Raw genomic sequence first — 12,020 nt, forward strand, 5'->3', positions numbered from 1 at the left:
GCTCAGAACGACGCCCGGACGCGCAGGCCATAGGTGCGCGGCGGGGCGAGATAGGCGTTCTGGTCCCCGGTCTGCAGCGGGGTGTTGAACGCCTGCGTCGGGTAGATTTCGTTGGTCAGGTTCTGCCCGAACGCCTCCACGGTCAGCCCCGAGCGCAGCTTCAGGCCGAGATTGGCGTTGATCACATGCACCGCGCCGCGCTGCGCCAGCGAGGCGGTGTTGATCAGCTGGCTGCCGCTGTACTGATATTGCACGCGGCCGGTCAGGTTGATTTCGTCATTGAGCGGCTGGTCGAGGTTGATCGTGGCATTGCCCTGGAACTTCGGCGCGAAGCGGAACCGCGATCCCGACAGTACCGGATCGATCGTCGGATCGTCGCCATATTGCGCATGCGGCAGCCATGTACCGTCCAGACCCAGCGTCAGCGCGGGCGTCAGCTGGAACAGGTTCTCGATCTCCACGCCGTAGTCGGTCGCCGACCGCGCGTTGAGCACGGTGAAGCGCAGGCCGACGAACTGCGCCACCTGCACGTTCGAGATGTCGTAGTAGAAGAACGAGATGTTGGTGCGGGCGCGGCGGTCGAGATATTCGAATTTGCCGCCGATTTCATAGGCGTTGACCGTTTCGGGCTTGTACACCGGGTTGAGCGGGGCGGTGACCGTGCTGCCCGGGTTGACCGCCAGGATCAGGCCCTGCACCGCCGCGGGCAGCGCCGCGAATTCCGTCGGATTGTTCAGCAGCGTGCCGGCGCCATTGGCGTCGATGTTCACGCCGCCCGCCTTGAAGCCGCGATTGTAGGTGGCGTACAGCATCACGTCGTTGACCGGGCGATATTGCAGACCCACGGTGCCGCTGAACGCCTTGTCGGTGGTCGACCGGTCGTAGCCGGGGCCCGGCGAGATGCCCAGCACGCGGAACACCGCATTGGGGCGCGGATCGTAGAAGCCGTAGCGGAACGCGCCCTGCTTCTCCTCGATCGAATAGCGGATGCCGCCGATCACGCTGAACCGGTCGTTCAGGCGCGCGTCGAGATGCGCGAAGCCGGCGTAGGATTTGGAACGCCCGCCCATGAACTCGGTCGCGACGCGCCCGTTCACCGCCGACACCGTGCCCGCCGGCAGGCCCGCCCCGCCCAGCACGACGTTCCAGTAGGTCTGCGCCTGCGTCCCCCAGTACAGGTTGCGGCTCATCGTCAGCCGCTCGTCGGAGAAGAAGCCGCCGACGACCAGGTCGGCGTTCAGCGCCTCGATCTTGCCATTATAGGTCAGTTCCTGCGAGAAGAACTTGCTGCGGAACCCTTCATCCAGGTTCAGCACGTCGGCACCGGAGAAATCGGCGTCGGCATCGGTCTGTTGCAGGGTGAAGCGGCGCAGCGCGGTGACCGAGCGGATCTCGCCGTTGCCCACGCCGATGTTGACCAGCGCGGTGCCGCCGTAATCCTCGATCGACTGAAGGCTGGGCGCGCTGAGCGAAGCCTGGAAGTCTTCCAGCCGACGCGACGGTACGCGGCGGCCGTTGGCGACGGTCAGCGCGTCGATCAGCGGCTGCGTCGGGCCGTTGATATAGTCGCTGGTCGCATAGCAGCAGTCGCCCGAACTATGCGCATAGTCGCCGATCAGGCGGATCGTCAGGTCCGCGCTCGGCTCGAACAGCAACTGACCCTTCACCGCCTGGCTGGAATCGTTGTTAAGCGACCGGCCGGTGGTCGAATCCTTGTAGAAACCGTCGCGCTTGCCCGCCAGGCCCGCGATGCGGACCGACAGCGTGTCGCTGAGCGGCACCGATACGGCCGCGCGCCCCAGCACGGTTTCGTAATTGGCGTAGCTGAGGTCGACCAGCCCCTCGGTCCGGTCGAGGCTGGGCTTGGTGGAGGTCAGCAGCAGCGCACCGGCGGTCGTGTTCTTGCCGAACAGCGTCCCCTGCGGCCCGCGCAGCACCTGGAGGTTGTCGATGTCGAGGAAGTTCTGGAGCGCGGAGGCGGCACGGCTGCGATAGACGCCGTCGATGAAGACGCCGACCGATCCTTCGAAGCTGCGGCTGTTGCCGGTGGTGCCCAGCCCGCGAATGATGACATTGGCGGACGAGGTGGAGATGTTCGTCGCGCGGAAGCTGATGCTGGGGCTGATCGCCTGGATGTTCGAGACGTTCTCGACCCGTGCGGTCGCCAGCGTATCGGCATCGGCGGCGGTGATCGCGATCGGCACGTCCTGGATATTCTCGGCACGGCGCTGCGCGGTGACGACGATATCCTCAAGCCCGCCGCTGGCTTGCTGTGCGGCCGGCGCGGGCGCCTCCGGTGCAGGTGCCTGCGCATGGGCCGGAACGGCCAGTGCGAACGGGGCGGCAGACGCCAGAATACGCCATTTGTTCAGCGACATCGCTGTTCCTCTCCCAACTATCGAGCGCCTCGTCGCGGGCGCCTCGTCACGACGATGCTAACACCGTCGCACATATGGAACAAGTGTATCTTATCTTTGCCGGCCGGTTTGCGGGCGGGCGGCGGTGAGCGTATGCGATGCCATGGCGACCGTTGGACCGCATGACAGGCTGGACGAGAGGCAGCGCAGGACGCGCGCCGCGTTGCACGCGGCGCTGGGCCGGTTGGCGGAGCGGATGGAATATTCGGCGATCGGGGTCAGCTTGATCGCGCAGGAGGCCGGCGTCGGCCGCCCGACCTTCTATCGCCATTATTCCGGGGTCGATGCGCTGCTGGTCGACCGGCTGCGCGGGGACCTGGTCGAGCAGCGTGCGCTGGCCGAGCGGCTGGCGCTGGCCCGCACGCCGATCCGCGACGCGCATGTCGCGACGTCGCGGTTCGCGCTCGAACGGATCAGCTCGCAGCCGCGCCTGTACCAGGCGTTGCTGGACGGGTCGGCGGGCGCCAATGCGGTCACGCTGTTCCGTGAGCAGGTGGCGGCGCTGGCCACGATGCGCGAGGTGCTGGCGCGCGGTGCCGACCGGCACGTCGCGCGATTGACGGTCGGGATGCTGTCGGGTGCGATCAGCGGGTTCCTGCTGGCGTGGATTGAGGGTGGTTTGACACCGGCGCCGGCGGTCGCGGCGGAATTGCTGGTCGATTCGCTGCGGCTGTCGTGATCGCGGCCTTGTGATCCGCGCATAACGGAAGTTATGCTGAACGCCGGACCCGCGAATCGCGCGGGCCAGGGGAGAGCGATGTGGCGGTTCGCGGGGAGCGCGACGATCATCACCGGCAGCGGCCAGACCGCCACATTCCGGCATATAACCGAACATCATGAAGGATGAGGACATGGTCACGCTTTCGATCGCCTACCCCTATGCCGCCGATGCGCGGTTCGACGCGGACTATTTCACCGCCACGCACATCCCGCTGTGCCACGAGGTCTGGGGCGATGCGGTGACGGGGTTGACGGTGCATCTGGCGCTGGCCGGGCTGACGGGCGACCCGGCGTTTTCCGCGATCGTGCACGTGGACTTCGCGTCGATGGAGGCGTTCCAGCAGGCGATGAGCCTGCCGCGCAACGCGGACCTGCAGGGCGACGTGCCGAATTATTCGTCGGTGGCGCCGCTGGTGCAGTTGAGCCGGAAGGCCGTCGGATGACGCCCCCGGGCGCGTTCCAGCCGAGCTGGACCCCCGATCCGGCGAGCGGCATCGGCATCGCCCAGGTCGCGGCGAACGGGCTGACGTTCGAGGTCGCGCAGGCCGGCGAGGGCGATCACCTGGCCCTGTGCCTGCATGGCTTTCCCGAGCTTCATTACAGCTGGCGCCACCAGATCCCGCTGCTCGCGGCCAAGGGCTATCGCGTCTGGGCCCCCAACCAGCGCGGCTATGGCGCGTCGTCACGCCCGCCCGAGGTCGCCGACTATAGCGCCGACCGGATCGTCGCCGATGCCGCGGCGCTGTTCGATGCCAGCGGGGCGACGAAGCTGACGCTGGTGGCGCACGACTGGGGCGGGGCGATCGCATGGATGTTCGCGATCAATCGCGTCCGCCCGGTCGAGCGGCTGGTGGTGATGAACCTGCCGCACCCGCGCTGTTTCCAGCGTGCGCTGGCGCACTGGCCGCAGCGGCGGCGCAGCTGGTACATGGCGCTGTTCCAGCTGCCGTGGCTGCCGGAGCGGTTCCTGCTGGGCGGGGACGCCGCCGCGATCCGCCGCGCGTTCCGCGGCATGGCGGTGGACAAGGCGCGCTTCCCCGACGCGGTGCTGGACGTCTACGCCCGCGCCGCGCAGCGCCCCGGCGCGATCACCGCGATGGTCAACTGGTATCGTGCCGCGGTGCGTCATCGCGATCGCATGGCGCTCTCGAACGGCGGGCGCGTCGACGTACCGACGCTGATCGTGTGGGGCGAGGAAGACAGCGCGCTGGGACTGGAGACGCTGGACGGCACGGAAGAATTCGTCACCGACCTGACGATCCGGCGGCTGCCCGGCGTGTCGCACTGGGTCCAGCAGGAAGCGCCGGAGGCGGTCAACGCGATCCTGGACGAGTGGCTGCCGGAGGCCTGATCGGGCGGCAAGCGCCAGAGAAACGGAAAAGGGGCGGGCCTTTCGGCGCCGCCCCTTCCCTCCCGCACGGAACACAACTGGTGCGGACCGGTCGCCTGGTGCTCCCTTGGCGACCGGAAGCTCGTCGGATCAGAAGTGGGCGATCACGCCCAGCGTCGGACGGAAGCTGTTGGTCCAGCCGAAGGTCGACACCTCACCGCGCAGGCGGATGCCCGAATTGCCGGTGATGCCGCCCAGGCCGATTTCCTTCGGACCGACTTCGAAGCCGATGCCGTAGGTGACGTCGTGGAAATCGCGGGTGGTGTCGACGCGCTTGTCGAAGTTCACCCACTGATAGCCGACCTTGCCGTAGATCATGCCGCTTTCACCCGCGCGGAAGCCGAAGCGGCCGGCGGCGCCATACTGCCAGTCGATGTCGCCCGACACGCCCTTGGCGACATTGCCCTCGGCGCCGACGAAGACGGGGCCGAGCGGCACGTTGACGCCGACCAGACCCTCGACCAGCGAACCGTTCAGCTTGTCGCCGATCGGCGCGCCCGGAACGCTGTCCTTCGAGAATTCCTCCCAGCCGCCGCGCACGCCAAAATACGGCTCGATACCGAAGGCGCGGGTGCCGTCGGGAGCGGTGGTGGTCGTCGTGTCGGTGGTGGTGGTGGTGGCCATGTCCTGCGCCAGCGACGGGGTGGCCACGAACGCGGCAGACGCGGCAACGGCCGCGAGAACAAGCTTACGCATACGCTTCCTCAAACTTCTGTGTTGCCCGGTGACTGGGCCGCAACGGCGGCCGCCGGGACTGGGACTGGCTGAACCGCGGCGCGCGCGCTTGGTTGCTCGCACCTGCACACAAAATCGTAGCTTTGTGGTGGGTGTTGCGGAACTGTCACGCTTTCTGTCGCCCGGATGAACGAAGTCCGCGGTTTATGGCGGCGATGGGGCAGATGTGCCGCAAAAACGTCACGTAACGGGCGACGACGTGAGGGGCACTCGCGTCGCGCTACACCCGCCGTCCCCGCCGGGTGGCGGCGTGGAAATCGGCGGGCTTGTCGGCGATCCAGCGCAGGAAGCGCGCGATGTCCGGCCAGTCGCGGATCGCCGCGAGCGTTCCGGCGCGGGCAAGCGTCGCATTGTCGGCGGCGGCGTGGATCGCGCGGTGGCAGATCGGGTGGAGCGGGACGGTATCGGTCCCGCCCTCGCTGCGCGGAACGACATGATGCCATTCGACCGCCGCGCCCAGCGGGCGGGCGCACAGCGCGCAGCGGTCGTCCGGCGCGCGCCGCGCCGCGGCCAGTGCCGCCGCGGCGGCCAGCCCCGCCTTTCGCCTAACCCTGCCGGCCATCAGCGGACAAAGCGCGGCGGCGGGGCGGTGTTCCGCGTCCCGCAATCAGCGGGCGGCGGGCGGCGCTCAGCGCGCGTCGGGACCGCGATAGTCCTTCAGCTCGTCGCCGACGATCCGCACGACGTGCAGCACGTTGGTGGAGCCGGGGGTGCGGAACGGTACGCCGGCCATCACGATGACGCTGTCGCCGGCCTTGGCGATCCCCTGGCGCAGCGCGATGCGCTTCGCCTTGGCGACCATCTCCTCGAAGGATTCGACGTCGCGGGTGTTGACGTTGTGGGTGCCCCACAACAGCCCCAGGCGGCGCGCGGTATCCTTGCTGGGGGTCAGCACCAGGATCGGCACGCCGGGCCGTTCGCGCGAGATGCGCCGCGCGGTCGAGCCGGAGGTGGTGAAGCAGATGATCGCCGACGCCGACACCGTCTCGGCGATGTTCTTCGCCGCTTCGGCCAGCGCGTCGGCGGTGGTGGGATCGGGGCGCGTGACGGTGAAATGGACGCGGTCGCCGTGCATCGGATCGCGTTCCACCGCATCACCGATCGCGTTCATCATCGCGACCGATTCGACCGGCCACTGGCCCGCGGCGCTTTCCGCCGACAGCATGATCGCATCCGCGCCGTCGTAGATGGCGGTGGCGACGTCGGACACCTCGGCCCGGGTGGGCGAGGGCGAGACGATCATGGATTCGAGCATCTGCGTCGCGACCACCACGGGGCGGCCCATCCGTCGCGCGGTTTCCACGATGCGCTTCTGCAGCGGCGGCACCGACTGCGGCGGCAGCTCGACGCCCAGGTCGCCGCGCGCGACCATCACGCCGTCGCACAGCTCCACGATCTCGTCGAGGCGCTCGATCGCGGCGGGCTTCTCGATCTTGGCGAGCAGCGCGGCGCGCCCCTCGATCAACTTGCGCGCCTCGGCCAGATCCTCGGGCCGCTGGACGAACGACAGCGCGATCCAGTCCACCCCCTGGTCGACCGCGAAGGCGAGGTCGGACCGGTCCTTTTCGGTCAGCGCCGCCATCGGCACGACGACGTCAGGGACGTTCAGCCCCTTGTTGTCGCTCAGCGGGCCGCCGACCTCGACGGTGGTGACGATCCGATCAGCGTTGTGATCGGTGACGCGCAGCACGAGCTTCCCGTCGTCCAGCAGCAGCCGGGCGCCGGGTTCGATCGCGGCGAAGATCTCGCGATGCGGCAGGCGCACGCGCGTGGCGTCGCCCGGCGCCGTATCGTGATCCAGCGTGAAGGTGCTGCCGGTGGCCAGCGTCACGCGCCCGTCGGCGAACTTGCCGACGCGCAGCTTCGGCCCCTGAAGATCGGCGAGGATGGTCGAGGGACGGTTGAAGCGTTCCTCCAGCGAGCGGATCGCGGCGATGATCGCCTTCTTCGATTCCTGGTCGCCGTGGCTCATGTTGATGCGGAAGGCGTCGGCCCCCGCCTGGAACAGCGTCGCGATCATCTCCGGCGTGTCGCTGGCCGGGCCGAGCGTGGCGAGCACGCGGACCTTGCGCGAACGCGGGAGCACGGTCTCGGTGCCGGTGGGGTCGATGCCGGTGGGACGGGCGTTCTGGGGATCGAGGGTCATGCCGCTTCCTGCTTTGCCGCGCCGCCTCTACCCGTTACCGCGAACAGTTCAACCTCCCGGAGACCCATGATGGACAGGCTCGACACGATTGACGACGCGGCAGCGGCGGCGGCGTTCCGCCGGCTGGTGCGCCATCTGCGTCACCGCAGCGATGCGCAGAACGTCGATCTGATGGGGCTGGCGGGGTTCTGCCGCAACTGCCTGTCGGACTGGATTGGCGAGGCGGCCGGGCTGGACCGCGACACCGCGCGCGAGGCGATCTACGGCATGCCCTATGCCGCGTGGAAGGACGCGCACCAGGCGGAGGCGACCCCGGAACAGCTGGCGCGGATGGCGGAAAGCGTGAAGAAGAACGGCTGAGGTTGTTGCGTCCCCGGCCCCCCTCGGCCTAGCGTCGCCCCTATAACAGGGAGTTACGGGGACGATGCTCAGGACGATCGCTACCGCCATGGTGCTGGCCATGGCCGCACCTGCCATCGCGCAGCCGGCGGCGGCACCCGCCGCGGCCGCACCGGCGACGGTGACCTATATCCACGCCGGCGCGCTGCTCGACCGGCCGGGGCAGCCGCCGCGCGGCAACAGCACGATCGTGGTGCGCGACGGCAAGGTGGCGGAGATCCGCGACGGCTTCGTCGCGCCGCCCGCGGACGCCGCGCTGGTCGACCTGTCGCGTCGCTTCGTGATGCCGGGCATGATCGACATGCACGTCCATCTGTGGGGGATCGGCGGCGACCCGCTGCGCGAGCGGCTGGCGCGGATGACCACCGACGATGCCGACGACATGATGACGAGCGTCGCCAATGCGCGCCGCACGCTGGAGGCGGGCTTCACCACGGTGCGCGACCTGGGCGGCAATGCGCGCGGCATCCGCGCGCTGCGCGACGCGATCGAGCGCGGCGACGTGGCGGGGCCAAGCATCGTCAACGCCGGGCAGATGATCTCGGTCAGCGGCGGGCATGGCGACGGCACCAATGGGCTGGCCGCCGAATGGGCCGATGCGGTCCATGCGCACCAGCTGAACGTGTGCGACGGCGCCGACGACTGTCGTCGCGCGGTGCGCCGCCAGGTCGGGCTGGGCGCGCAGGTCATCAAGTTCGCGGCGACCGGCGGCGTGCTGTCGAACGTCGCGGGCGGGCTGGGCCGCGCGATGACGCCCGAGGAGATGCGCGCGATCGTCGAGACCGCGCACGCGCTGGGGCGCAAGGCGACCGCGCACAGCCATGCCGCAGAGGGTACGCGCGCGGCGCTGGAGGCCGGGGTCGATTCGGTCGAGCACGCCAGCTATCTGGACGACGACACGATCCGGCTGTTCAAGGCCAAGGGCGCCTGGCTGGTGCCGACCGAGATCGCGCCGATCGCCGCACTGGCGCAGGCGCGTTCGGGTGCGCTGCCGCCCGCCACCATCCCCAAGGCGGAGGCCGCCGCCGCGGCGATGCACGCCAGCCACAAGCGCGCCTTCGCGGCGGGGGTGAAGTTCGCGTTCGGCACCGATACCGGCGTGTCGAAGCACGGCGACAACGCCACCGAGTTCGCGCAGCTGATCGACCTGGGCATGACGCCCGCGCAGGCGATCCGCAGCGCCACGGTCGACGCCGCCGACCTGCTGGGACGTGACGACGTGGGGCTGCTGGCGCCGGGCAAGCGCGCCGACATCATCGCCGTCACCGGTTCGCCGCTGGAGGACGTCACGCGGCTGGAGCATGTCGATTTCGTCATGCACCGCGGGGTGGTGGCCAAACGACCTGCCGCGTAAGGCTTGAGCCCGGCGGCGCGGGACGATAGACGCGCCGCCGCACCGGACAATCGGGGTTTCATGACGCCGTCCGCCGCAAGCGCGATTCGCGCCCGGCACGGGCGGCGTCCGGCATTTGGGGACGATGGCACATGGCGGAAGAACGTGGCGAAGGCATGGGTGGCGGGCATGTGGCGGCCGACGAGCTGCGGCTGCTGATCGAACGCGCGGAGCGGCTGGAAGAAGAGAAGAAGGGCATCGCCGACGACATCAAGGACGTCATGGCGGAGGCCAAGAGCCGCGGCTACGACGCCAAGGCGATCCGCAAGATCCTGCAGATCCGCAAGAAGAAGCGCGAGGAATATCAGGAAGAACAGTCGATCCTGGAAGTGTACATGCAGGCGCTGGGGATGATCTGACACGCGGGCGCGGGGGTGCCGCCGGCCTCGGCACGCGCCCCCGCGCGGCGGCGGCACAAAGGTTTGCAAAAGCGCGCGCTTCGACGGTTCGTTAACCCCATCTTCTCGATTTTAACGCATCCGGGATGCTGGATGACGTAACCGGGGAAGCACGATCGTGCTGGCGAAGATGCAGGCGGGCTTTCGGCCCCGTGAGGAACGGATCACCGTCCTCATCCCGTCGCGCATGCGACTGGGGGCATCATGGGTCGACGTCGTCATCCACAACGTATCGTCGCGCGGGTTCATGGCCGGGTGCGACACCCCGCCCGAACCGGGCGCCTATATCGAGGTACGCCGCGGCACGATCGTGCTGGTCGGGCGCGTGCGCTGGGGCAAGGGGCGCTTCTTCGGCGTCCAGACGCAGGACCGCATCTCGGTCAAGTCGCTGATCGACGAACCGCGCCACGCCTCTCGCCCGGTCAAGACCGACGAGCATCAGGCGCAGGAACGCCGCGCCGAGACGCGGTTGATGCACGAGGCGCGGATGGCGCGCCGGGTCGAGCGGTCGCGCGCATTCTCGTCCGCGTTCCAATATGCGATCATGGGGCTGGCCGGACTGGCCGCCGCCGGGCTGGGCGCGAGCTTCGTCTACGACAGCCTGTCGAAGCCGACGACGACGCTGAGCCGCGCGCTGGAGGTCAAGTGACGCGGCGCCGACGGGGATAGTCGTTCCGATTATCGGCGCGGCGGCCGCGATCTGCTTCAAGGCGCCCGGTACATGTCGTCCGGGATGAAGCCATGGTCGCCCTCAATGCCCTGTCAGGAAACGCCACCGGTGGCGGCGCTGCGCCGTCCGACGGCGATGCCGCGGCGCTGACCGCGCAGGCGCGCGCCGGCGGCACGTTCGATGCCGCCGCACTCGCCACGCGGCTGACCACGCTGGCGCATGGCGATCCGCAGCGCGCCGGGACGCTACAGACGCAGGTCGAGGCCAATCTGACCGCGGTCGAGCGCGGCGAACTGGCGCGCGCGCTGGATGCCGGCAACGACAATGCCCCGCCGCCGGGGGCCGCCGCGGGGGCCGGGCCGGACCCGGTGCAGCTGGGGCTGGACCTGGGCCAGATGGCGCTCGACATCACCGGCATCGTCGATCCGACGCCGATTTCGGACGGGACCAATGCGGTCGTCTCGGTCGGGCGGTCGATCGGTTCGGCCGTCTCCGGCAATTGGGGCGAGGCGGGCGGCCATCTGGGCAATGCCGGCATTTCCGCGCTGGGCATCGCGGTCGGTGTCGGCGATCTCGCCAAGCTGGGCAAGGTCGGCAAATGGGCGCAGACGGTCAGCGATTCGGTCAGCGCGATCGCGCACAATCCGGCGTTGCGCAGCACGCTGGCGCCCGCACTGGAAAAGGTGCGCGATGCGATCAATGCGATCCCCGATGGCGCGCTCGCCAAGCTGCCTGCCGGTGCGCGCGATTCGATAATGGCGACGCGGCGCCAGCTGGATGATTTCTTCGCCGGCGGCACGCAGGCGACGGCGCGGGCGGGCGTCCACAGCGCGAAGATCGGCGCCAATTCCGCCGAATGGACGCTTAACGCCGCGGGCGAGCCGACGCGCGTCACCGCGACGCTGCGCGAGCTTCAGCCGGCGGGGACGCCGCGCGGCAAGGCGGAACTGGACGCGCAGGACAGCGTGCGCGGGCGCGGGAAGGCGGACGACGATGCCGGCCATGTGATCGGCCACCGCTTCCTGGGCGATCAGGGAACGCGCAACATGTTCCCGCAGAATTTCAACTTCAACCGTTCCGCCTACAAGAAGCTGGAGAACGAATGGGCCGACTGGATCGGCCACGGCGGGACGGTGAAGGTCAACGTCGAACTGATCGGCGGGAAGGCGGGGCGCCCGGACCAGGTCGGCGTCAGTTACGAGGTGTTCAACGATGCGGGGCGCCGCGTCTTTGACAATCAGGAACTGTTCGCCAATGCTGCCGGGCAGGTGTTCGACCGCGTGCCCGCCGCAGAGATGAGCGCGCGGCTGGCGCGGTGACGGCCGGTGATCGCAAGTGATATGGGTGTGGTGATGACGCAGACGGCCTTCGACCAGCGGCGCGCCGACGAACTGGTGCAGGAGATCGGCAGCGAGATCGTGCGCGGATCGAAATTCGCCGCGCGCCCGTGGGAACGGATCGTGGTGGTGGCGGAGGTCGCCGAGCGGACGCGGCTGTTCGGCTACGTCTATTGGGGCGACGAATGGGAGGCCGCGACCCCTGACGGGTTCCGCGCGCTGACGCTGTTCCAGGAACTGCGCGATGTGACCGCGGTGGCGGGGGGCGAGGGCTGGAAGAAATGCCTGGTCCGCATCGACCGCGCGAGCGGGCAGATCGACATGGAGTTCGACCGCGACGGCACCCGCTGGGTGCCGGATGCGGCGGACCCCGAGGGGTTCGCGAAGAGCCTGCGATAGGCACGTCGCCCCGGCG

The 12,020-nt window shown here is 69.1% G+C and carries 13 protein-coding genes; 9 read left to right on the plus strand and 4 right to left on the minus strand.

The annotated features are described in order from the left end of the window. Nucleotides 1-2 precede the first annotated feature (2 nt). Nucleotides 3-2,378 carry a TonB-dependent receptor gene (locus tag COA17_RS00725; RefSeq protein WP_096609535.1) on the minus strand — a complete coding sequence of 792 codons (2,376 nt, stop codon included), beginning with the start codon at nucleotides 2,376-2,378 and terminating at the stop codon, nucleotides 3-5. A 142-nt stretch (nucleotides 2,379-2,520) separates the two neighbouring features. Here COA17_RS00725 and COA17_RS00730 point away from each other — a divergent pair, with 142 nt between their 5' ends. The 3 genes from COA17_RS00730 to COA17_RS00740 all read left to right on the plus strand — a co-directional run bounded on the left by COA17_RS00730 (nucleotide 2,521) and on the right by COA17_RS00740 (nucleotide 4,488). Beyond that, a complete protein-coding gene (locus COA17_RS00730; protein WP_066484256.1) occupies nucleotides 2,521-3,096 on the plus strand; it encodes a TetR/AcrR family transcriptional regulator in 576 nt (191 codons plus the stop codon). A 172-nt stretch (nucleotides 3,097-3,268) separates the two neighbouring features. Further along, on the plus strand, nucleotides 3,269-3,580 hold the full coding sequence (locus tag COA17_RS00735) for an EthD family reductase (protein ID WP_176484744.1): 312 nt from the start codon (nucleotides 3,269-3,271) through the stop codon (nucleotides 3,578-3,580). Next, nucleotides 3,577-4,488, plus strand: coding sequence for an alpha/beta fold hydrolase (locus tag COA17_RS00740; RefSeq protein WP_096609539.1), 912 nt, complete (start codon nucleotides 3,577-3,579; stop codon nucleotides 4,486-4,488). The genes COA17_RS00735 and COA17_RS00740 overlap by 4 nt, the downstream gene beginning before the upstream one ends. A gap of 129 nt (nucleotides 4,489-4,617) precedes the next feature. Here COA17_RS00740 and COA17_RS00745 read toward each other — a convergent pair whose 3' ends face one another. The 3 genes from COA17_RS00745 to pyk form a co-directional block, all read right to left on the minus strand. Beyond that, entirely contained in the window at nucleotides 4,618-5,223 is a 606-nt protein-coding gene (locus tag COA17_RS00745) for an opacity protein (protein ID WP_096609541.1), read from the minus strand. 259 nt (nucleotides 5,224-5,482) lie between these two features. Further along, nucleotides 5,483-5,824 carry an HNH endonuclease gene (locus COA17_RS00750; RefSeq protein ID WP_141396993.1) on the minus strand — a complete coding sequence of 114 codons (342 nt, stop codon included), beginning with the start codon at nucleotides 5,822-5,824 and terminating at the stop codon, nucleotides 5,483-5,485. A 66-nt stretch (nucleotides 5,825-5,890) separates the two neighbouring features. Next, nucleotides 5,891-7,408, minus strand: a complete 1,518-nt coding sequence (gene pyk, locus COA17_RS00755; protein WP_066484248.1) for a pyruvate kinase — start codon at nucleotides 7,406-7,408, stop codon at nucleotides 5,891-5,893. A gap of 69 nt (nucleotides 7,409-7,477) precedes the next feature. Between pyk and COA17_RS00760 the strand changes: the two genes are divergently transcribed. The 6 genes from COA17_RS00760 to COA17_RS00785 all read left to right on the plus strand — a co-directional run bounded on the left by COA17_RS00760 (nucleotide 7,478) and on the right by COA17_RS00785 (nucleotide 12,004). After that, complete coding sequence (locus COA17_RS00760) at nucleotides 7,478-7,768, plus strand: DUF1244 domain-containing protein (protein ID WP_066484267.1); 291 nt, start codon at nucleotides 7,478-7,480, stop codon at nucleotides 7,766-7,768. A 100-nt stretch (nucleotides 7,769-7,868) separates the two neighbouring features. Then, nucleotides 7,869-9,161: a metal-dependent hydrolase family protein gene (locus tag COA17_RS00765; RefSeq protein ID WP_231738480.1), complete on the plus strand. Its 1,293-nt coding sequence runs from the start codon at nucleotides 7,869-7,871 to the stop codon at nucleotides 9,159-9,161. A gap of 131 nt (nucleotides 9,162-9,292) precedes the next feature. Continuing rightward, nucleotides 9,293-9,559, plus strand: a complete 267-nt coding sequence (locus COA17_RS00770) for a DUF2312 domain-containing protein (protein WP_066484246.1) — start codon at nucleotides 9,293-9,295, stop codon at nucleotides 9,557-9,559. A 157-nt stretch (nucleotides 9,560-9,716) separates the two neighbouring features. Continuing rightward, on the plus strand, nucleotides 9,717-10,247 hold the full coding sequence (locus COA17_RS00775) for a PilZ domain-containing protein (RefSeq protein WP_066484241.1): 531 nt from the start codon (nucleotides 9,717-9,719) through the stop codon (nucleotides 10,245-10,247). Between the two features lie 92 nt (nucleotides 10,248-10,339). Next, nucleotides 10,340-11,587 (plus strand): DNA/RNA non-specific endonuclease, encoded by a 1,248-nt coding sequence (locus COA17_RS00780; RefSeq protein ID WP_096609543.1) that lies wholly within the window; start codon nucleotides 10,340-10,342, stop codon nucleotides 11,585-11,587. 33 nt (nucleotides 11,588-11,620) lie between these two features. Further along, a complete protein-coding gene (locus tag COA17_RS00785) occupies nucleotides 11,621-12,004 on the plus strand; it encodes a hypothetical protein (RefSeq protein WP_141396994.1) in 384 nt (127 codons plus the stop codon). Nucleotides 12,005-12,020 lie beyond the last annotated feature (16 nt).

The sequence above is a fragment of the Sphingomonas ginsenosidimutans genome (assembly GCF_002374835.1).
In the GTDB taxonomy this organism is placed as follows: domain Bacteria; phylum Pseudomonadota; class Alphaproteobacteria; order Sphingomonadales; family Sphingomonadaceae; genus Sphingomonas; species Sphingomonas ginsenosidimutans.